The following is a 22,538-nucleotide window of genomic DNA, read 5'->3' as shown; positions in this document are numbered from 1 at the left end:
CTATCGCCCTTTCAAGCTGGTTTGGATTATACGTGGCTTTGTAGATTACGCAAACAAATTTGTGCCCTGCCAATGACAGGGCACAAACCGTTATAAGGTGGCTGCTTCCAACGCTGCGACCAGCGCTCTGAGAAAACGAGCCGCCTCCCCGCCAGTACAGGCTCTGTGGTCAAATGTCATCGACAGCGGCAATGCCCTGACGGGACGCGCTTCACCGTGGATGAACACCACTTTTTCGAACAGTTTGCCTGCCCCTATGATGGCCACCTGCGGCGGCGTGACGATGGGGCTGGCATAACGGCCTGCGATGGCACCGAAATTGGTGAGCGTAATGGTCGCCCCCTGCAACATCTCGCGCGGCACGGCGCGCGCCTTCACATCGGCGATCATCCGATCCAGCCCCTGCCGGATATCTGCCCCCTCCCGTTCGGCCACGTTCTCCATCACCGGCACATAAAGGCCATGCTTTGAATCCACTGCGATGGCTACATTAACCTCTTTGAACAGCCGCCGTGACAGGGTATCGCCATCGAACCAGGCATTCATCGAGGGCTCGGCGCGGCACGCCACGCCAATGGCCTTGATAAGGCGCACCGTCACATCCTCATCAGGCCGCCAGTGACGCAAATCCACCTCGTCGGTGATGCTGACCGGCACCACAGTCTGATGAGAGAGCTCCATCGCCTTGGCCATGGCCCTGCGCGACCCTTTGAGGAATTCGTTGCCACTGCTCTGCTGGGCCTCGAATGCCTGCTGCACATCCAGCTCGGTCACCATGCCGCCGCTGCCACTTCCCTTGATCCGGTCGATTTCCAGACCCAGTTTTTGTGCCAACAGTCGCACCGCAGGCATGGCTTGCACCAGCGATCCCCCCGGGGCAATGGCCCCCACCACGAAGTGATCCTCGATATGCTGCTGATGGGCGCTCACCTTGCCCACCACGGTGCCATCATCCTCCCCCCCTCGAACTCCACCAGCGGCGCACCGATATGGAGGATATCCCCCTCGGCGCCGCAGAGACGGGCAATCACCCCGGCCACCGGAGAGGGTACATCCACCAGCGCCTTGGCCGTTTCCACCGACAACAGCACCTGATCGACCGCAACGGTATCACCGGTACTCACCTTCCACTCGACGATCTCGGCTTCGGCCAACCCTTCACCCAGATCCGGTAATTTGAAAAATTTCATAGCCACTGGTTCTCCATCAGCTGGTGAGCGGCATCAGCGATATCCTGCTCGGTGATGAGGTAATACGCCTCGTTGCGATAGTAGGGGACGGCGGCATCCACCCCGGTCAACCGTTTGGGTGGCGCCTTGAGGCTGGGAAGTGCCTGCTCGGTCACCCGCGCCACAATTTCGGCCCCGACCCCGAAGCTGCCACACGCCTCGTGTACCACCAGTAAACGGCCGGTCTTGCGTACCGAGGTGAGGATGGTCTCCATATCCAGCGGCTTGATGGTGGCCAGATCCAGCACCTCGCACTGGATATCCTGCTCGGCTAGCAGGTTCGCCGCCCGCATCACCTCCTGGATGCAGGCCCCCCAGGCCACTACCGTGATATCCCGGCCCGGGCGCAGGGTGAAACAGACGTCCAGCGGCAGGCCGACACCGTCATCCACCACCTCGGATTTCATCGAGCGATAGATGCGATCCGGTTCGAAAAACATCACGGGATCTGGATCGCGGATGGCCGAGAGCAGCAGGCCATAGGCGCGTCTCGGGCTGGAGGGGATCACTACCCGTAGCCCCGGAATATGGGCAAACAGCGCCTCGACACTCTCGCTGTGGTGTTCAGGCGAATGAATGCCCGCGCCATACGGGGAGCGATAGACGAGGGGACAGGAGAGGCGGCCACGGGTGCGGTTTCGCATCCGCGCCGCCTGACAGATGATCTGCTCCATCCCGGGGAAGATGAAGCCCTGAAACTGGAACTCAGCCACCGGCTTGAGTCCCTGGGTGGCCATGCCGACCGCCACCCCGGCGATCAGCCCCTCGGCCAGCGGCGTGTCGATCACCCGCTTGAAACCGAACTTGTCGCGCAGGCCCACGGTGGCGCGAAACACCCCGCCGTTGACCCCCACATCCTCGCCCAGTACCACCACATCCGGGTCGTGCTCCATCTCGTAGTGAAGGGCCATGTTGACCGCTTCCAGCAAACTGATCTCACTCATGGCCAACCTCCTGCTTCATCCCCTTGGCAATCACTCGCTCGCGCTGGGGCAAGAGTTCGGCGGGCAGGCTGGCGTAGTGATAATCGAGCATCGCCTCCGGCGGCTGGGGCGCCATCGCCTCATAGCGGGAGACCGCCTGCTCTACCTCCCGGGTGGCTTCCGACAGCAGGCTCTGCTCCTGCTCTTCATCCCACCAGCCTTTGCTATGCATAAACTGGCGCAGCCGCTTGACCGGCTCTTTCGCCCAGGCGGCCTCGACCTCGGCCCCATCGCGATAGCGAGTGGCATCGTCGGCAGTGGTGTGATCGCCGAGGCGATAACTGACCGCCTCGATCAGGGTCGGCCCCTTGCCACTGCGGGCCCGTTCGACGGCACTGCGGGCAGCATCGTAGACCGCCACCACATCGTTGCCATCCACCTGCAGGCTGCGCACCCCTGCACCAATCCCCTTTTGGGCCAGCGTAGGAGCGCTCGATTGCAGCTTGCGTGGCACCGAGATGGCCCACTGGTTGTTGTTGACGATGATGACCATCGGCAGGTGCCAGACACCGGCGCAGTTCAGCCCCTCCAGAAAATCCCCCTTGGAGGTGCCACCGTCGCCGATAGTGACTACGGCGACACGCGGTTGATTACGCAGTTTGAAGGCCGAGGCAATACCGCAGGCGTGGGTGATCTGGGTAGCGATGGGGACGCAGATGGGGAGATCTTCTGAGGGAGTCCCATCGGGTTTGAGAAAATAACTGCCCCGCTCGTCACCACCCCAATATTGCAGGTTCTTCTCCATCGGCACGCCCCGCACATAGAGGGTGGGCATGTCCCGATAGTAGGGAACGTAGACATCCTGCGGCTGCATGGCGAGACCAATGCCAATCCCCACGGCTTCTGCGCCGAGATGGGAGGGAAAAGTACCGAGTTTGCCGGTTCGTTGCAGCGCAATCGCTTTTTTGTCATAGCTGCGCACCATCACCATATTGCGGTAGAAGGTGTGCAGTATCGCCTTGTCCAGCCAGGTCGGTAAGGTGGCGACCGGGCACCCTTCCGCATCGAGGTAACGAAGGAAAGGGATGTCGACATGGGTCATAACTGGCTCCTTGCCGTTGTGAGCGTCACCGATGCTGGTGACACCTAGATGTAAATGCCTTGTTAAATAAAAAGCAAAGAGATTTACTCAGGTAAGACCAGTAGAAACTTCTTTAAAGTAGCGAAGGAGCTGAATTTTCGGCGATGAGTGGCAAGGTATGCCGTAAATGGTGCAACTTTGCAGCGCTGAAGACAGGATGCCAAATATTGAAAAGGGGAGCCTTGCTCCCCCTTCTGTTACTCAAGTCAGCGGTTACGCCAACCAGCAGTTACGCCAGCCACTGTTGCAGCTGGCTGGCCATGCCAGCTGGCAGCAAGTGAGCGCGACTTAGCAAGCGCCTGCGCCAGGGCTCGGCCAGCAAGGTGGGGCAAATTCGCATCTCCCGTCCCCGATCAGCCACCCGCACCAACCTGTCGATAAGAGTCTCCAGCGGCGGATGCGTCGGCCAGTGGGGATAGAGGTCGGCAGTCGCGATCCCGGCCAACTCGCACACCCGCTCCTCTTCCTCATTTCCCTTTCCATCAGCCATTGGCCAGGGGTGAAGCACCTGCAGCCAGCCCGGCCGTGCGGCCTCCAGCAACTGGCCCAGCGTCGGCTGCGCAAAGTGGGGATCCCCTGCGACTTTGAGCAGATGGCGCGCCCCTGCCAGCACCACCACGCCGCGGGCGGGAAGTGCAAGAAGATAGTCGGCCAGCGCCTGATCCCGCCCCCTGTTGTGTTGCTGCCACAGCTCCGGGCTCATCTCCTGCCACTCGAATAAGGGCTCGCAGAGATGCACCCGCAGCCGCACATGTTCGGGGCGCGCCAGATTGCTCTGGCGCAGGGCGGCAAAGAAGGCCGGAAACTCGGGGGCCATCCAGGCGGGAAAGGCGCAAGAGTCGAGCCAGACCGGATAGAGCCGCGCCAGCGTCAGCGGCTCACCCTGCCAGCTCTCCTGCCCCGTCAGCCAGGCATCGAGCAAGCCCTGATGGCGGCGATTGCCGCACTCCAGCACCAGATCAGTCATGACTCCCCAGAGCGCCGGATCACACAGCCAGGCGTGCTGGCGCCGGATAAAATCCGGGTGCCAATGCGGCTCCCCTAGCCCCACCAGTTTGCCCGCCAGCAAGGCTTCCCTGATAGCGGCAACAGGGGTCATACGTCCCCCTCCTGCCGGATGTGCGGTTGTTGCCCGACCCCATCGACCCGCTCACAAATAAAAGCGCCGATCTTCGCCAGCCAGTCAGGATGCACCATCTCCTGATGCAGACAGGGGAAGCGCTCATAGCGGATGTCCCCTTTTGTCAGCGACTCCCAACCACGCCCATCCAGCCAGGGCTGGCGAGAGGCTGACGCCTCGATAAAGATCACCTCCCCGTGGTAGCAATAGTCGACCGGCTGACGGATTAGCCGGTTGTTGTGGCCCACCAGCTCAATCATCGCGCTCACCACCTGCTCGTCGAGCATGGCCAACGCACTCCCCTCTGCCCCCAGTCGGGCCACCACCTCATCGTGAGTAAGGGAGTCCAACGCCTCGTCCGCAACCGCAATGCCCCCCATCCGCAGCAGCGCATCGAGCATCCGCTGCTCGTCGGGCAACGGCTGGGTCTGCCACTGCTGACAGGGGTAGGCGTCGAGCAGCAGCACCATGGCCACCTCTTGTCCCTGCTCTTGCAACATGGCGGCCATCCGGTGCACCAGCATGCCCCCGAGCGACCAGCCGAGCAGCCAGTAGGGTCCCTCGCTCTGTTGACGACGCAGCTCGGTCACATAATCGAGCGCCAGCTCGTCGAAACTGGCGGGCAGCGGCGCATCCGGCTGACAGAGCGCCCGCGCCTGCAGGGCATAGACGGCCATGTCGGTCGTCAGATGGGGCACCAGTGGCGCATAACACCAGCCGAGCCCGCCAGCGGGGTGGACACAAAAGAGAGTGCGGCCTGATGCGCCCGACTGCGCACCGGGCGCACGCAAGGGCAACAGCATGGGCATGGCCTCCCGCTCGCCGCCAAGACGGCGCGCCAGCTGGGCAGGGCTCGGTGCTTCGAACAGGCTAGCCAGAGTGAGAGTCTGTCCAAGCGACTCTTCAATACGCACCACCAACTGCGCCGCCAGCAGGGAGTGGCCGCCGAGGGCAAAGAAGTTATCGTCGGCGCCGACCCGCGCCAGCCCCAGAACCTCGGCGAAGAGGCGACAGAGCCGCTCCTCCAGCAAGGTTTTCGGCAGTGACTGACCCACCGCCGACGCCATGTCGGGCAGCGGCAGCCCCTTGCGATCCAGCTTGCCATTGGGGGTAAGCGGCAGCTCAGCCAGGTTTACCAGGAGCCCCGGTACCATGTAGTCGGGCAACGCCGCGCCAAGGGCGGGTGCCAGCTCGGCCAGCGTCAGCTCTGTGCTATCTGCGGTCACCACATAGGCCACCAGACGGCGATCGCCGGGGGCAAATTCGGGAGCCAGCACCACCGCCTGCGCCACCCGGGGATGGCGCAGCAGCACCTGCTCGATCTCCTCCAGTTCGATGCGTTGACCACGGATCTTCACCTGAAAATCGAGGCGCCCCAGATACTCGATGGCGCCATCCTCGCGCCAGGCAGCCAGATCGCCGCTGCGATAGAGCCGCCCCGCCCCGAAGGGGTTGGCAATAAAGCGCTCGGCGGTAAGCTCGGGCTGGCCAAAGTAGCCCTCTGCCACCTGCACGCCGCCGATCCAGAGCTCCCCCGCCACACCGGGCGGCACCGGCTGCAACCAGGGATCGAGAATGTGGATGCAGGTATTCCAGACCGGATAGCCGATGGGCACGCTGGTCACCGCCTCGTCTGCCCGGCAGGGATACCAGGTGACATCCACCGCCGCCTCGGTCGGGCCATAGAGGTTGTGCAGGGGGGCTGAAAATGCCCCATACCAGCGCTGCACCAGATCCGCGGGCAGCGCCTCGCCGGAGCAAAATACCTGCCGCAGGGCTCGGCAACGCGCAGGCTCGGCTTGTGCGACGAAGATCTGCAGCATGGAGGGGACAAAATGCAAGGTGGTGATCCCCGCCAGCTCAATCAGCTCGGCAAGGTAGGCGGGATCCTTGTGGCCGCCCGGTTTGGCGAGCACCAGCCGCGCCCCGGTCATAAAGGGCCAGAAAAACTCCCAGATGGAGACATCAAAACCGGCCGGGGTCTTTTGCAGCAACCGATCCGCCGGGCCGATGGGATACATGTGCTGCATCCAGAGCAGCCGGTTGACGATGGCGCCATGGCTCACCACCACCCCTTTGGGCCGACCGGTCGAGCCTGATGTGTAAATGATGTAGGCCGCATCTTCCGGTTTGGGGGCTGGCAGATCACAAGGTGCTGTCGTTGCCAACTCTACTGCCGCCAGCTGCTCTGCCACACCGGGGGCATCGAGGCAGACAAGTGGCGCCGCCACATCGAGCGGCATCCGCAAGGTGCGACTGGTCAGCACTAGCGCAGGATCGCTGCTGGCGAGAATGTAGCCGATCCGCTCCGCCGGATAGTCCGGATCAACGGGTACATAGACGGCACCCACCGCCATGATGGCCTGCTGGGCGAGGATAAGCTCGGGAGAACGCGGGATCACCACCGCCACCCGACAACCTGGGCCCACGCCCCTCCCCGCCAGATAGCTGGCCAGCTGGCGGGTGCGCTGGCGCAACTCGGCCACACTCCAGCGCTCGGCGCCACACTCCAACGCGATTGCGCTCTGATCTGCCGCCGCCAGCCCCTCGGCCAGCAGTGCGCTCAGGGTAGTGGTCGGCAACGGATGGTCGGTTTGGTTCCAGCGCGTCAGCTCAGCCTGCTCGCAGGGCAGCAACAGCGGCAAGCGCACCGCCAGGGTCTCGTCAGCCGCCTCACTCCAGGCGGCCAGATAGGCTACCAGTCGGGCCAGATGACGTTCACTCTCCTGTTGGCTGAAGCGCCCCTGATGTGCTTCGAGGGTCAGGGTCATCGCGCCTGCCTCCTCGGCAAAGTAGAAGGCGCATTCCTCCACCGGCCCTGCCGCCAGCACCTGCACCTCGCCACGAACCTGGTTGTGCCCTTCACCAAAGCTGAGGGTACGGGCAAAGGGCATCAAATTGACCTGAGGGCCAAACAGCGGCTGGCCCGGCTGACGCTGTTGCAACCACTCCTGACGGCAGCCCTGATGACGGCGCAGGGCGGCAAATTGCCGCTCGACCTGTGCCAGCAACTCCCCTACCCGGCTGGTGCCGCTCAGCTCGATGCGCAGGGGCACCACATTGACCTTCATGCAGGGGGTATCGGCCGCCGCTGAGCCCAGCCGCCCCATCAGCGGAATACCCAGCACCACCTCGCCAGCGCCGCTCATCCGCTGCACATAGCTGGCCACTGCTGCCAGCAGCAGGCTGTAGGGGTGACAAGCCGAGCGACTCGCACGTGCCACCAGTGCCTGCCACTGGCGGCCCACTAGCCGCTGCTCAAGACGATATGTGGAGCCCGGCCCTTGCGCCGGACGGCGGGAGAGCGACGCAGGACTCTCCACCCCGGCCAGCTGCTGCACGAAGAAATCGCGATCCCGCGCGGCGCGCGGCGAATCCTGATAAGCCGCCTCCTCGGCCAGCAACTCCTGTTGGGTCGCATAACGGCAGGGGGCTGGCTGCTCACCTGCGCAAAGCGCCTCATACCAGCTCGCTACTCGCTGGCAGAACAGGCTCAGGCCAAAGCCGTCGATGGCGATATGGTGCACGGCGATAAACCAGGCCCACCGCCCCTCGCCAAGGCGATAGAGGGTGGTAGCAAACAGCGGCCCCCCGGCCAGATTGAAGGGGGCGGCCAACTGCGCACGCATCTCGGCCTGCGCAGCTGCAAGCGGGTCGGCTTCACTGCGCAGATCCCGCTCGGTCAGCTGCCAGCAGGCGGGGTTGGCCACCATCTGCGGGCCATCGGCAGTAGCCACAAAGGCGCAGTGCAGACCGGGGATCTCGTCGATGGTCTGGCGCACCGCGCGGGTGAAGTGATGGGGAGCCAGCGCCCCTTCCAGCAGCCAGTATTCGCCGGTATTGCAGGCGGGGCTCTGCGGGTATTTTTGCTGGGCAAACCAGATGCCCGCCTGAGCGGTGGTAAGTGGCCAGCGCGGCTGCTCACCACGCTGGTGGGTGGCGCGCATCGCCATTGTCTGTTCCATGGGAATGTCCTTGCGCAAACATCGAGCGGGCAGCGGCTTGCCCCTGCCCGCATGGCTGAAAAGCGAGGAGGCCTGGCCTCCTCCATCAAGAGAGTGTCACGCCTGTCAGATCGGCAGCGCGAGGGCTAGACCCCCAGGGTGGCACCGCCATCGACCACCAGATCCTGCAGGGTGATATGGCTGGCGGCATCGGAGGCGAGAAACAGCACGCAGGCAGCCACCTCGTCGGGGGTTCCCAATTTGCCAAGGGGGATCCCCAGCTTGAACTGCCCGGGCAGGCCCGCGATGGTGCGCTGCTCTCCCTCCCGCTGCTCAGCCTCCCCCTCCTGCCACATGCCGTACAGCATCGGGGTACGGGTCGAGCCCGGCGACACCAGATTGCAGCGCACGCCGTAGGGAGCAAGCTCCAACCCCGCCGTTTGGGTGAGGCTGGTCAGCGCCGCCTTGGAGGCGCCATAGATGCCCATCCCCACTCGCGGCACCCGACCGGCATTGGAAGAGACATTAACGATGGCGCCCCTGCGCCGCCCCTGAAACCAGGGGGTCAGGGCCCGCATCAGATAGAAGGGGGCGAAGGTATTGATGGCGAAGGTGCGTTGCAAGAGGGCGTCATCTACCTCATCGATCCTGCCGGTCGCCAGTATGCCGGCGACATTGACCAGCACATCGGGCCCCAGCCCCTCGTCGAGCAGCTGTTCGCAGCAGCGGGTCACAGCCTCGCTGTCGCTCACATCGATCACCCCCCCCTTCACGTTGCCAGGCAGCGCCTCGGCCAGTTGCAAATCGAACGCCACCACGCTGGCCCCCGCCTCGGCAAAGGTGCGTGCCACCGCATGGCCAATTCCCTGCGCCGCGCCGGTCACCCAGACGGTTCTGCCTTGCCACTCGCTCATGGGGTGCACTCCGGTTCGCTGACGTGCACTTCGTTGACCTGATTAGCTGTTGCCTGATTAACAGTGGGCTGACTGACATTGTGCTGACGGGAGAGGAGCGCCCACCAGTGAGCCAGGGTCGGCGTGCGGGCCAGCTCGGCCAGCTCCACCACCAGCCCCTGCTGACGCCACTCTTCCACCAGCCCCATCACCGCCAGCGAGTCGAGACCGTAGTCGAGCAGGTTGTCATCCTCGGTGGGCTGCTCCTGCTGCATCTCGGCGGGCAGCCGTGCCAACACCTGAGCACGTAGTGACTCGCGAGTCAGGGGGCGTTTGCTGGCCGCCATCACCTCGGCCACGTTAATCACCCGACCGGCATTGCGGCTGACGTAGGAGAGCGCCAGCAGATGATCCTCGCGGGAGAAGTCGGCGATGGCATCTGCCACCAGGAAGGGGCGGATATCGCGCATAAAGGCATCGACCGCCGTCTGCATCACCCCGATATGGCCATAGATGCCGCAGATCACCAGCTGATCCCGCCCCCATCCGTCCATCAGCTCCGCCAGCGGTGAGCGGCAAAAAGCGCTGTAGCGCCACTTGGTCAGCACCGTATCCTGCGGCTCGGGCGCCAGCGCCGAAACAATCGGCTGACGCTCCGGCGCTCGGGTCAATCCGGGCCCCCACATGTCGTTGAGCAGCGCCCGATCGGCCTGGCTCTGCTCGGCGGGTTGGGCGGTATAGACCACCGGCATGCCAAGAACTCGCGCCTGACGGATCAGGGTGGCGATATGGTCGATAACCTGATTGATCAGCGGATTGCCCGCCCCGTAGAAATCGACGAAATAGTGCTGCATATCGTGGACCAGCAAGGCGGCACGGCCCGGTTCGAAGGGCCAGTTCACCCGCCCGGTTGGCAGCTCCTCAGCGGTGGGCAGCGGATAGGCGGCGAGGGATTGAATGGTCATGCACACTCCTTGGCGAGCTGCTCGCGCAGCGTCTGTTTGTCTATCTTGCCGACCGGGGTGTGGGGCAGTTGCTCCACCAGCACCAGGCGATCGGGCAGTTTGTAATCGGCCACCCCCTGCTCGCGCAGGAAACGGCGCAAGCGGGGCAGATTGAGGGGCTCGCGGCACATCAGAAAGGCGCAACTGCGCTCCCCGAGCATGGGATCGGGCATGGCGACCAGCGCCGCCTGCCGCACATCTGGATGGGTAATCAGCAACTCTTCAATCTCGAGGGCGTCGATCTTCTCCCCGCCCCGGTTGATCTGATCCTTGTTGCGCCCCACCACCATCAGGTGGCCGCTGGGCAAGCGGCAGACCAGATCGCCGGTGCAGTAGAAACCGTCCCGATCAAAAGCCCGCTGATTGTGGGCATCAGCCTTGAAATAGCCGCGAAAGGTGTAGGGGCCACGCGTCCAGAGTTCGCCACACTTACCATCAGGCAAGGGGTGCCCGTCGCTGTCTCGCACCTCCACCTCGTCGCCCGAGCTCATCGGGCGGCCCTGGGTATTGACGATGTGCCACTGGTCATCCTCGGTGCGGGTGTAGTTAACCAGCCCCTCGGCCATGCCGAACACCTGCTGCAAGCGGCAACCAAGGCGGCTCGCTACCGCCTCGGCGTGAACCGGGCTGAGGCGCGCGCCGCCCACCTGCACACACTCCAGAGAGGTCTGCGGATAGTGGCTGGCCGCCTCCAGCCAGAGCGCCAGAGCCGGTGGCACCAGTGCCGCCCAGTTGATCTGATGGCGCTGCACCAGCGGCAGACAGGTTGCAGCGGAAGGATCCTTTGCCAGCACCACACAGCCACCGGCATAAAACACTCCGAGTGCCCCGGGGGAGCTCAGGGGAAAGTTGTGGGGCGCCGGCAGGGCACAGAGATAGATCACCCGCTCATCCCAGCCGCACACTGCTACGCTCTGGCGCACGCTGTAGCCATAGTCATCGTGGGTACGGGGGATCAGTTTGGGGGTGCCGGTGCTGCCGCCGGAGAGCTGGAAAAAAGCGACTTGATCGGCCGGGGTAGGGGTTTGCGCGATAGCCGTCAGCGGCGAACCATCAGCACGGGCTATCAGGTCAGGCTGACGCCATGCAAATCCTGACTGAAGATCGGAGCCTTCAGCCGGCTCGAACAGCAATGTCTGACAGGAGGGATATACCAGCTCATCAAGGGCCGCCAGGCTCCCCGCTTCACCGGCAAAGCCGGGGTGAGAGGGGCTGAGAACCAGCAAGGCGGGCTCAATCTGGCGGGCAAAGGCCACCAGCTCGCGCCGCTGATGGCTGTAGAGGGCATGCACCGCCACTACGCCGCAGCGGATCAGGGCAAACCAGCAGATATAGAACTCGGCGCAGTTGGGCAACTGAACCAGCGCGGTATCGCCATGACCCAACCCGCGCACAGTCAGCCGCGCCGCCAGCGCATCGACCTCACGCTTTAACTGGCCATAACTGAGGGTTCGCTCGCCGCAGATCAGGGCCGTGCGCTCGGGATAACGTGCGGCGGAGTCATCGAGCAGGGCGGTGAGCGGTTGTCCGCGCCACCAACCTTGTGCCCGGTAGTGGGCAGCCAGCTCGGCGGGCCAGGGGGTAAAGGGTACCAGCGGCTTCATGCAGTTACCTCCGGCTCCCGGCTTTCGAGGCCGAAGGCACGCAACATGGTGCCGAGCTTGGCGGCGGTCTCCTGCCACTCCGCTTCCGGCGAAGAGCCCACCACTACCCCGGCGCCGGCATAAAGCCGCAGCTGCTTGCCGGCCAGCACGCCACAGCGAATGGTGACCACCCACTCGCCATTGCCATCGGCATCCATCCAGCCGACAGCGCCACAGTAGAAACGGCGATCGTACCCCTCAAGCCGGGCGATGGCCTGACGTGCTGCCGAGAGCGGCGTGCCGCATACCGCCGGTGTCGGGTGCAGCGCCAGCGCCAGAGCCAGCACGGGAGAGGGTTCATGGAGCCGCCCAGCAATGCGGGTCGAGAGGTGCCACATGGTAGGAGTGGCGATCACCTGCGGCTCAATGGGGACGTCCAGCTCGCGGCAGAAGGGAGCGAGGGCCTCAGCGACCGCATCGGCCACCAGCGCATGTTCATAGCGATCCTTCTGGGCACCCAGCAGTTCGGCACTGGCCGCCGGTTGATCAGGAAAAGCGTGGCGTGGACGGGAGCCCGCCAGCGGATTGCTCACCACCGCCATCTCGCTGCGCGATACCAGCAGCTCGGGGCTCGCACCAAGCAGGGTCTCCCCATCCGGCAGCGGGATCTGGAACACATAGGCGCCCGGATTCTGGGCCAGCAGAGAGCCATAGGCGTGTGCGGGAGAGGTCTGTTCTGCGCTCTGCACATCGATGGCGCGCGACAACACCACTTTCTCGAGCTGGCCCTCGCTGAACTGCTGCAGTGCTGCCCGCACTGCCCCCTGATAGTGGGCAGAGCCGGTCACTTCACTCACCTCGCCATGGAGCTGGCAACAGCGGGCGGGCAACATCGTATCCCTTGCGACCCACTGCGATTGCGCCGGGATCACCAGATGCCAGGGGGATTGGGTATCAAACGGAATGGCGCCGATGGCGATGGGATTGACCATCCCCTGCTGGCGCAGCTTACGCAGATGGGCGAGCAGCTTATCCGGTGGGATGCCGGTAAAACTGTCGTGGATACCGGAGGCGACCAGTACCCTGTCACCGCTGGCAAAACAGCACACTTTATCCAGCCCGACCGCTGTGGCGGGCCACTCTCCTTCCAGTGCATGGTCACACATGACGGTGCTACTCCTTGGAATGAATCACTGCCTGACACGACTTAAAGTGAGCCATTTGACTCACCAGATATCAGGGTGAACGGCATCCTAACAAGGAGCGAAAAAACGATCAATACAAATAAGAATCAATTTCATTAACTTCTTTTTAGTCAAAAGAGAGTGACGAACGAAACTGAGCTTCGCCAATAAAAAAGAGTTGCGATCGGAGCAAATTCAACTTGATAATGATAACGCTTATCATTTGTATATTATGGAAGATGTAAATAATGAAATCCTCAACCTCCCGTTTTATTGCTCCCAGCCTGCTGGCTACTACCATAGTCACTCTGCTGACCCAGCAAGCGATCGCCGCCAGCAACGCCCCTCAAGCCGATGAAGTGATCACTGTCACCACAACGGCGCACAATACCCGCTCGGCACCGGCCTCTATCTCTGTCATCACGGCAGAACAGATCGCCGCCGCACCGGTCAATGACCTTGCCGACCTGCTGCGCCACGAAGTGGGCATTCAGGCTGAAGCTGACACCAATGGCCGCAGCGATATCGGCATTCGCGGCATGTCCGGCAAGTACACCCTGGTGCTGGTGGATGGCAAACGCCTCTCCTCCTCCAATGCCCTGTGGCGCGGCGGCAACTTCGACAATACTCCGGTGCCCCTTGGCATGATCCAGCGGGTCGAGGTGATCCGTGGCCCCATGTCGGCACTTTACGGCTCCGATGCCATCGGGGGTGTCATCAACATCATCACCAAGCAGCCGGGCAAAACCTGGCAAGGGGCGGCCGATGCCGACTTCAAAGCCATCGAGGGCAAGGATGGCGGCGATCAGCACAGAACCAACCTGGGCTTTACCGGCCCGCTGACCGACAACCTGCTGATCCGGATGAACGGCGAGGTGTATGACCGTCAAGCCTGGACCCCCACCGAAGCTGCTGACGGCATCCCTCTTATCGAAGCCAAACAGACCCGCAACTTCGCCTCCACCCTGAGCTGGCTGGTGGATGAGCAGCAGCGCTTCGAGCTGGATTACCTCTACAACCAGGATGAGCGGCCTCTCGATATCTTCCGCAAAACCGGCAACAAGGTGCACAGCCGCCAGCAGCAAAACGATCGCAACCTGTTTGGTCTGACCCACAAGGGGAACTGGAGCTGGGGTGACACCACCGTCATGGCCAACTATGAAAGCTCCCAGATCGACGACTTCAACACCAGCTACTCTGCCCCGCAGCAGCGGGAGCTGGAAGAGAACACCTTGACCCTCAAGGGCTATACCAACCTGGCGCTGGCCAACCACTACCTGACCCTGGGTGGTGAATATCTGGATCGGGAGCTGGTGGATGCGGTGAGCTACAAGGATATCGGCGGCAAAGAGAGTCACTCTCAGGAGGCGCTGTTCGCTCAGGACGAGATCGGCCTGACCGACAGCCTGACCTTCACGCTGGGCGGCCGTTACGATCACCACGAGATCTACGGCAGCCACTTCACCCCGCGCGGCTATCTGGTCTATGAGATGAACGATGTGGTGACAGTGAAAGGCGGTGTCAGCCAGGCCTTCAAGGCACCGGCGCCGCACCAGTACTCCAACGGCTACAGCATCGAGAGCTGCGGCGGCAGCTGCCGCATCTATGGCAGCGACAAGGTCAAGCCGGAAACCAGCACCAACTACGAGCTGGGTGTCATCGCAGGAGAAGGGATCTGGGAGACCAGCGCCACCCTCTTCTACTCCGACATCGACGACATGCTCACCTTCAAGCAGTTGCCGAACTCCACTGACCGCACCTGGTACAACCTGGAGAAAGCCACTACCAAGGGGCTGGAACTGACCGGCAAGCTCGATCTGACCGACGATATCAACCTTGGCGCGAACTACACCTACCTCAAGGCGGAAGGCGATCAGGGTCAGGCTCTGCCCGAGCGGCCGGAGCACAAGGCCAACGCCAAGATCACCTGGCAGGCCACCGAGCGGGTAAATGCCTTTGTCGGCACCACCTACACCGGCACCCAGTTTGCCGAGCAGACCGTCAACAAGGTTGTCGTACTGCACAAGCTGCCCAGCTATCAGACCTTTGATCTCGGCACCGGCTTCAAGGTCACAGAGAACTTTGACCTGCGACTGGGGATCAACAACCTGACCGACGTGCGCCTGCAAGAGAAAGACACCGTCTTCCAGAACGTCGAACCGGGTCGCAGCTACTACGTCAGCGGCTCAGCCCGCTTCTAAGGTAGCCAAGGCCGATATAACAGAGCGCGGGCCCATGCCCGCGCTCTGTTAACCAAGAGAATAAGGGGAAGATCCCCACTGGACAGCAAAGAGCATGCAGATTTCCATTTTCATCAGGATCGCTCATGTTCACCTCACTTCTGAATGCTTCACCCCTTGCCACCCTGCCCACCCCTGACGAGATGTTAAAGGCCAGACCCTGTCCGGCACGGCTCGCTCGCCAGATCGCTCGCAGCCGCCAGCAAGCCCGCCATATTCTGCAGGGAAATGATGATCGCCTGCTGCTGGTGATCGGCCCCTGCTCCATTCACGATCCGGCAGCCGCCCGCGACTATGGTGGCCGGCTCGCTGAACTGCAGGGCCAATACGGGGAGCAACTGCAACTGGTGATGCGCACCTATTTCGAAAAGCCGCGCACGACGCTCGGCTGGAAAGGATTTATCTTCGATCCCGACCTCGATGGCAGCGATCGACTGGAAAAGGGCCTATCCCAGGCCCGGGAGTTACTTCTGGCCCTTGGACAGGAAGGGCTCGCCTGTGCCACCGAATTTCTCGATCTCACCAGCATGCTCTATCTGGGGGATCTCATCAGCTGGGGCGCTATCGGTGCCCGCACCACCGAATCCCAGCTCCACCGCCAGCTAGCCTCGGCCCTTCCCTGCCCCATCGGTTTTAAAAACGGCACCGACGGCAATATCCGGATCGCGGTCGAGGCGATCCTCGCCAGCCGAGCGGCCCACCTCTATACCCAGCCTTCCGGTGATGGCCAGCTGGCACTGGTGCGCAGCCATGGCAACCCCGACTGCCATCTGATCCTACGAGGTGGCCGCCAGCCCAACTATCAGAGCCATCATGTGGCTGAGGCTGGTGACTTGCTGCGCCAGCATCATCTGTCACCCCGGCTGATGATCGATTGCAGCCACGGCAACAGCCAGAAGCAGCATTCCCGCCAGCTGCTGGTTGCCCGTGACATTGCCGACCAGCTGGGTGCTGGTAGCCATGCCATCGCCGCCATCATGGTGGAAAGTTTTATCTGCGAAGGACGTCAGGATATCGGCAGCAAACCGCTGCGCTACGGCCAGTCGATCACCGATAGCTGTATCGGCTAGGAACAGACAAGGCAGCTGCTCGATATGGTGGCAGAAGGGGTGGAGGTGCGCCGCCAGCAGCGGATCGCCCTGGCGGGATAAATGGCGGATTAGAGAGATAACGCAGAAAAGAGTGTGGCCCCGATGGGGCCACCTTGTTGTTCACTATCTGACACTCGTCAGGCGACTGACTCACGCTCAACCAGCTGGGCTTCAAATTTGAGCGCCAGGCCGTCCACCGGCTTGTGATCGAGCAGACGCAGCGCCAGCTCGGCAGCGCGGCTGCCCATCTCCTCGATGGGGTAGCGCACCGTGGTGAGCTTGGGATAGATGTAGCGGGCGTAGGGGATATCGTCGAACCCCACCACCGACACCTGCTGCGGGATCTTGTAACCCCGCTCCAGCAGGCAAGAAATGGCGCCGGCCACCATACCGTCGTTGAAACCGAGCACGGCCGTGAACTCGACACCACGGGCCAGCAATTCACTCATCGCCACATATCCGCCATTTTCGTCGGCATAGGCGCGGCTGACGAGTGCAGGATCAAAGGCGATCCCGGCTCTCGCCAGAGTTTGGGTATAGCCCGCCATCCGCTGCTGACCATCGACAAACTCTTCATCATCGGAGGTGATAAAGGCGATGTTGCGATGACCGGCATCCAGCAAGTGCTGGCACGCGGTGGTGATCCCCGCCTGGTTATCGAGCCAGACGCAGCGATCTTCCGCACCCGGCACCTGACGGTTGATAAAGACGATGGGGGTAGAGCCTGCCGCCAGCTCGCTCAGCTCCTCGTCCGGAAGCGCCTTGCTGTGGAGGATCAGCGCATCGCACTGGCGCTGCTGCAGCGCCTGAATGGCATGACGCTCGCGTGCGATATCGTGATTGCCAGACATGACGATGGTGAACTTGTTGGCCTGATCGACCATGGTTTCGATGCCACGCATCATCTGGGCAAAGAAGGGACCGCCGCAGAGGTCGCCAACCAGCACGCCAATGCAGTTGGAACGCTTGCTGACCAGTGCCTGGGCAAAACTGTTGGGTCGAAAATTCAGTTCCTTCATGGCCGCCAGTACGGCCTCACGCTTTTCCGGTGCTACCTGTGCCGTGTTGTTGATAACCCGCGACACGGTGGAGATAGACACATTTGCCAGCTGAGAAACGTCTTTAATCGTTGCCACTATCCATTCCTTTATTGTGGGGGAACCTGTCGGTGCCGACGCCCGAGTATACCCTGCGGCCTGATGCAATTCCCGGAGCCAGGTCACCAGGCATGTTTCCTTTGGTAACAAAACCTTACCCGATGATACCCGGCAGCAGGGAAATTTGAAAACAGGGGCCGGCTGGCGGCCCCCGACTCAATAGGCGTGATTGAGCTCCCGCTCCGACATGAAGCGCAGCGGCTGCTGCAGCTTGTGCTGATAAATGAGATCGAACGACAGCACGTTTTGCACGTAGTTGCGGGTCTCCTTGTAGGGAATACTCTCTACCCACACGTCCATCGGCTTGTTGTCACTCTGCTCTCGCCAGCGTTTTACCCGTCCCGGCCCGGCGTTGTAGGCCGCCGCCGCCAGGATCCGGTTGCCATCATAGACATCCAGCAAACGCTTGAGATAGGCGCTCCCCAGACGAATATTCATCGTCGGATCAAACAGTTGCTGCTCGTTGCGATAGGGCACCCCCAGCTTGCCGGCAGTCTCTTTGGCAGTAGCAGGCATCAGTTGCATCAGACCGCGCGCCCCCACCGGCGACTGGGCCAGCGGATAGAGGGCACTCTCCTGACGGGAGATGGCGTAGAGCAAACTGGTGTTCATGGTGCGCTCTTGCGCCATCTGGGAGAAGGTGCGTTTGAGCGGCAGCGGGAAGCGCAGGTCGAGGGCATCCCACGCTTCGGCGCGAATGCTGGCGAGAATGGCCAGCTCGTGCCAACCCTGATTGAGGGCGATATGACCAAACTCGATGCGCTGGGCCACCGGATTGCGATCCATGTTGTGGATCCACTCCGAGCGGGCCGCCGCAATCTCGTTCATCGACAGCAGCTCGCGCACCCGCAACAGGAAGGGCCAGCGCTGACTGGCCGTGCGCCAGTCCGGTACATGCTTGACGCTCTGGTTCTTGATGCGATAGGGCACACCGGTGCGCTGGGCGGCCATGAAACCGTAGAAACCACGCAGGTTGGCAGTCTCCAGATAGAGATCCCGTGCCGGTTTTTGCTGCCCCTGCACCTCAAGGGAGCGCGCCATCCAGTAGCGCCAGCGATCCTCTTTCTGACGGGCCATCGGCATCATCTTCACCCAGCCGGAGAGGCCACGCCAATCCTGCTCCCAGATGGCCAGTCGCGCCCGCAGCTCGGTAATGTCGGGATCCGCCAGCTTTTTCACCGTGCTGTCGACCCAGCTGCGCTGGGCAATGGAGCGATCCAGCAGCAGGCGGCGGGCAATGGCACGCTCTACCGGTTTCACCTCGGCCTGGGTCAGGCCGAAACGGCTGCGAAACAGCGCAAGCTGGCGCAGCACCGACTCCGGCTCCTGATTGGCATAGCGGGTCAAGCCAAGTGAGAGCAGCTTGCGGGAATAGGGATTGCTGCTGAAATAGGCCGGGTTCATCGCCTTGGCGGGCTGCTCAAACAGGGTCACCATCTGATCGCCATAGCTCTGCAAGCCGCTACCCAGGGTCGCGCCAAGGTGGCGGATCAGATTGGGGTTTTCCGCCTCGAACGCCAGCGTCATCCGCTGCCAGATCTTCTCCTGGGTTCGCTGACCGGATGCCTGCCACAGCTGGAACAGCGGGGAGCAGGCATCGGGACGGGATTGACCGCTCATCCAGATCTTGCCCGCCCCCTGCAACGCCTCTTTCGGCTTGCCGGTGTAATAGAGCGCCTGATAGTGCATGCAGAGCAGGTCAGTGGAGCTCGGCTTGGCCGGATAGAAGCGAAGGAACTGCGACCACTGCTGGCTCTGGGCCAGATAGGTCAGATAACTGCGCTCCAGCCGGTTGGACTGGGGGGTATCCCCATGCTGGCGGATAAAACGGGTCACATCGTTGTAATCCGCCGCCCCCGGACGAAAGGCGAGCTGATAGTAATCGAGGTAAGGGAGCAGGGGGTAATGGGTCAAACGGGCACGAATTTGCTGGAAACGGGCCTGATCATTGGCCCGTACGGCGTCATACGCCTGACGGTAGAGCGTCTGGTCGGCAGTCTGCGCCATCAGGGTCGGCACAAACAGCGCCGACAAAACAATTCCCCATACAGCTTTCACTGAACATCTCCATTGAGGGCAATACACCGCCCGGTGGCGGTGGGTCTACTGCCTCTCATTCTACCCGTTGCCGGGCAGCGCTACAGCGGGGAGCAGGGACTATTTTTCTGACTCGCTCAGCTGCATTTCACGCAGTTGCTCCGGTCTGGTCAGACGCTGTACATATTTCTCCAGATAGGGCACCGGCAGCGGCTTGGAGGCGAGATAGCCCTGATAGAAACTGCACCCCTGCGCCTTGAGAAACTCCAGTTGCTGACGGGACTCCACCCCTTCCGCCGTGACGTTAAAGCCCATATGGCGGGCCATGGCGATCACCGCCTCGACGATGGCCATGTTGTCGCCATCTTTCGGGATGTCCTGAATGAAGGAGCGGTCGATCTTGAGCTCATCGGCAGGCAGCCGCTTGAGGTAGCTCAGGGAGGAGTAACCGGCGCCAAAATCGTCGATGGCAAAGCTGATGCCGAGCTCCTTGAGCTCGGTCATCTTGCTGATGGTGTCCTCGGCATGACCCAGCACCACAGATTCGGTGATCTCCAGATTGAGGCAGGCCGGATCCATGCCGGTTTGCGCCAGCACGTCGTGGATCCGCTCGACAAAATCGGTGGCATGGAACTGCTTGGCACTGACGTTGACCGAGATCTGCGGAATGTGGATGCCGTTCTCCTCCCACAGCACATACTGGGCGCACGCCTCGTGCAGCACCCAGTTGCCGATATCGACAATCAGGTCCGTCTCCTCGGCGATGGGTATAAACTCGGCCGGTGAGACCAGCGAGCGACCGGCCGGCTGCCAGCGAATGAGCGCCTCGACACCGATGATATCGCCGCCATCGACCATATGCTGGGGCTGATAGTAGAGGGTCAGCTCTTGCTGGCTGAGGGCGTTGCGCAGTTCGTTGTGAATGAGCAGACGGCGATCCGCCTGCTGCTGCATCGAGGCATCGAAGAAGCGACGGGTCTTGCGGCCAGCGGACTTGGCCTGATACATGGCGGTATCCGCCTGCTTGAGCAGATCATCGACCCCCTGCTCCCGATCCGGAAACAGGGTAATGCCAACGCTGGCGCCGATGTGCAGCACTTGCCCCACATAGGTATAAGGAGCGGCAATCTCGGTGATGAGCCGCTCGGCAATGATATCGGCCTGCATCTCCGCCTGGGGCGGGCTGGCCGAGAGCGATGGCAACAGCAACACAAACTCGTCACCGCCGAGGCGGGCCAGGCAATCTCCTTGCCGCACCAACCGTTTGAGACGGGCGGCGACCTCCTTGAGCAGCCAGTCACCGGTGGCGTGGCCGAGGGAGTCGTTGATGGTCTTGAAGTGATCGAGATCGATAAAGAGCAGCGCACCAATCAAGCCATCGCGGGTCGCCTCGTTGAAGGTCTGCACCAGGGTCTCATGCAACTGACGGCGATTGGGCAATCCGGTCAGCTCGTCGTAATAGGCGAGATCCTGGATGCGCCGCTCGGCCGCCTTGCGCTCGGAGATATCCTCGAAGCAGATGACAAAGTGGCTGATCACCCCCTTCTCATCCTGCACCGGCGTCACTATCTCCCACTGGGGATAGGTGTGACCATCGACATGGCGACGCTGGGTCTCCCCCTGCCAGCGGCTGAGGGTATTGAGCTCGTAGCCGAGCCCACCCAGATTTGGCCAGAGATCCTCTTCCAGATGCAGGCCCAGCACCGACTGGCTGTCAAAGCCGGTGATCTGGCTGAAGGCGTTGTTGACCCGCAGGATCTTGAACCCCGGATCCGTGATGATGATCCCTTCGTGGGTCTCGAATGCAACGGCAGAGAGGCGCATCTGGGCATCGGATTGCAGCCGCTCCAGCTCGGCCACCATCCGTACCGAGAAGGTATTGAGCACCGAGGTGAGATTGCTGGTATCTGCCGGGGCCGAATAGAGCAGCGCCAGATGGCCCAGAAGTTGGCCTCTGGCATCAAACAGCGGCTGACCATAATAAGTCTGCCCGGCCGCCAGCCAGGGTTGATACTCCTGCGACTCGTCGATCACCTCGAAACAGATGGCCCCTTGCTTGTAGAGCTCCTGACAGGGGGATCCCGCCAGCGGATAATCCTTCTGCGCCAGCCCGTCGGCGGCCAGCACTTTGACCCGGTCGGCACCGCACAACTCACCCACCCAGACCGCATCCACCTTGAGGATATGGGCCAACTGGCTGACCAGGGTATTGAAGAAATCGAGCCCGGTGCGGGCAGAAAGCGCCTGCGCCAACTGGGTGAGCAGGGTGGTTTGCAGCAACGGCAAAGAGAGATTGAGGGAGGAGACCGCACTGTTGGCGGTATCAAGAGGGGCCAGCCAGCCACAGCAGATCTGCTGGGTGGGCACAAACTGGCCGCTCCAGAGCACATGGTTGAGCTGCCCCTGATCATCTTTCAGATGACCGATGAACTGTTCAGGCAGATGTGATTCATGAAGCCGGACAAGAAAGTCGGCAAAGCCTGCCTCATCTTCCGGTAACAGGCGAGCGGCCCAGGGATGATTGCCCTCCCCTTGCCACTGCTGGTAGGCCCCCTGATCAGAGAGACTCCACTGATCATGTTGCCGATCGAAAAACCACATGACTTGCGTGGCCTGCTGCTTCATTTACCACTCCAACACAACAACCAACCACGTTTGATGTCCAATCAGGCATAGCAACGCCCCCTGCATCCGCTCATGAGATCAGAGGTTGCGAGGGAAGAGTACAAACATGCGATATCAAGCAGTGGAAACCGGACATGAGGTCGACACGAAGTGCTGCCAAGAAGGGACAGAAACGATCCTATTCCCGTCATACTGCCTGCCAGTTTCATGGAGCTCAAGCTGTTTTTGGCACGAAACCGGAAAAGATCACAATTTATAAGTTGCTGAATAGCCAAGGGAAGGTTATGTGACATGGATCACATTTCAATCTTTACCAATGAGTAATCTGAAGGTGAAGACACAAGCAAGACGACCCGAAGGGGGCCAA

At 61.9% G+C, this 22,538-nt stretch carries 12 protein-coding genes and 2 pseudogenes; 2 read left to right on the top strand and 12 right to left on the bottom strand.

What is annotated here, in order from left to right:
* Positions 1-90 precede the first annotated feature (90 nt).
* The 9 genes and pseudogenes from ACTG2J_RS07605 to ACTG2J_RS07565 all read right to left on the bottom strand — a co-directional run bounded on the left by ACTG2J_RS07605 (position 91) and on the right by ACTG2J_RS07565 (position 13,003).
* A pseudogene (locus ACTG2J_RS07605) lies at positions 91-1,190 on the bottom strand (dihydrolipoamide acetyltransferase family protein).
* Positions 1,187-2,173 (bottom strand): alpha-ketoacid dehydrogenase subunit beta, encoded by a 987-nt coding sequence (locus ACTG2J_RS07600; protein ID WP_021231077.1) that lies wholly within the window; start codon positions 2,171-2,173, stop codon positions 1,187-1,189. The pseudogene ACTG2J_RS07605 and the gene ACTG2J_RS07600 overlap by 4 nt, the downstream one beginning before the upstream one ends.
* On the bottom strand, positions 2,166-3,254 hold the full coding sequence (gene pdhA, locus ACTG2J_RS07595; protein ID WP_439997344.1) for a pyruvate dehydrogenase (acetyl-transferring) E1 component subunit alpha: 1,089 nt from the start codon (positions 3,252-3,254) through the stop codon (positions 2,166-2,168). Before pdhA ends, ACTG2J_RS07600 begins: the two co-directional genes overlap by 8 nt.
* Before the next feature lie 268 nt (positions 3,255-3,522).
* The gene (locus ACTG2J_RS07590) at positions 3,523-4,392 is read right to left on the bottom strand and encodes a hypothetical protein (RefSeq protein ID WP_439988818.1); all 870 of its coding nucleotides are present in this window, start codon (positions 4,390-4,392) and stop codon (positions 3,523-3,525) included.
* Positions 4,389-8,378 carry an amino acid adenylation domain-containing protein gene (locus tag ACTG2J_RS07585; RefSeq protein ID WP_439997343.1) on the bottom strand — a complete coding sequence of 1,330 codons (3,990 nt, stop codon included), beginning with the start codon at positions 8,376-8,378 and terminating at the stop codon, positions 4,389-4,391. The genes ACTG2J_RS07590 and ACTG2J_RS07585 overlap by 4 nt, the downstream gene beginning before the upstream one ends.
* A gap of 125 nt (positions 8,379-8,503) precedes the next feature.
* The gene (dhbA, locus tag ACTG2J_RS07580; RefSeq protein WP_113738744.1) at positions 8,504-9,271 is read right to left on the bottom strand and encodes a 2,3-dihydro-2,3-dihydroxybenzoate dehydrogenase; all 768 of its coding nucleotides are present in this window, start codon (positions 9,269-9,271) and stop codon (positions 8,504-8,506) included.
* Complete coding sequence (locus ACTG2J_RS07575) at positions 9,268-10,215, bottom strand: isochorismatase family protein (RefSeq protein WP_113738745.1); 948 nt, start codon at positions 10,213-10,215, stop codon at positions 9,268-9,270. Before ACTG2J_RS07575 ends, dhbA begins: the two co-directional genes overlap by 4 nt.
* Entirely contained in the window at positions 10,212-11,858 is a 1,647-nt protein-coding gene (locus ACTG2J_RS07570; protein WP_113738746.1) for a (2,3-dihydroxybenzoyl)adenylate synthase, read from the bottom strand. Before ACTG2J_RS07570 ends, ACTG2J_RS07575 begins: the two co-directional genes overlap by 4 nt.
* A complete protein-coding gene (locus tag ACTG2J_RS07565) occupies positions 11,855-13,003 on the bottom strand; it encodes an isochorismate synthase (protein ID WP_113738747.1) in 1,149 nt (382 codons plus the stop codon). Before ACTG2J_RS07565 ends, ACTG2J_RS07570 begins: the two co-directional genes overlap by 4 nt.
* 266 nt (positions 13,004-13,269) lie before the next feature.
* Here ACTG2J_RS07565 and ACTG2J_RS07560 point away from each other — a divergent pair, with 266 nt between their 5' ends.
* The gene (locus tag ACTG2J_RS07560) at positions 13,270-15,222 is read left to right on the top strand and encodes a TonB-dependent receptor domain-containing protein (RefSeq protein WP_158109616.1); all 1,953 of its coding nucleotides are present in this window, start codon (positions 13,270-13,272) and stop codon (positions 15,220-15,222) included.
* A gap of 125 nt (positions 15,223-15,347) precedes the next feature.
* Positions 15,348-16,412, top strand: a pseudogene (locus ACTG2J_RS07555) (3-deoxy-7-phosphoheptulonate synthase).
* Positions 16,413-16,489: 77 nt separating this feature from the next.
* Here the strand turns inward: ACTG2J_RS07555 and ACTG2J_RS07550 are convergent.
* The 3 genes from ACTG2J_RS07550 to ACTG2J_RS07540 form a co-directional block, all read right to left on the bottom strand.
* Positions 16,490-17,488: a LacI family DNA-binding transcriptional regulator gene (locus ACTG2J_RS07550; RefSeq protein ID WP_113738750.1), complete on the bottom strand. Its 999-nt coding sequence runs from the start codon at positions 17,486-17,488 to the stop codon at positions 16,490-16,492.
* A 177-nt stretch (positions 17,489-17,665) separates the two neighbouring features.
* Positions 17,666-19,567 carry a transglycosylase SLT domain-containing protein gene (locus ACTG2J_RS07545; protein ID WP_040066126.1) on the bottom strand — a complete coding sequence of 634 codons (1,902 nt, stop codon included), beginning with the start codon at positions 19,565-19,567 and terminating at the stop codon, positions 17,666-17,668.
* Between the two features lie 99 nt (positions 19,568-19,666).
* Positions 19,667-22,171, bottom strand: coding sequence for a putative bifunctional diguanylate cyclase/phosphodiesterase (locus ACTG2J_RS07540; RefSeq protein ID WP_021231088.1), 2,505 nt, complete (start codon positions 22,169-22,171; stop codon positions 19,667-19,669).
* Positions 22,172-22,538: the final 367 nt, after the last annotated feature.

It is taken from the genome of Aeromonas sp. 6P (genome assembly GCF_051919525.1).
Lineage (GTDB): Bacteria > Pseudomonadota > Gammaproteobacteria > Enterobacterales > Aeromonadaceae > Aeromonas > Aeromonas veronii.
Note: the sequence above shows the minus strand (reverse complement) of the source record. Positions and strands in the feature narration are given on the sequence as shown.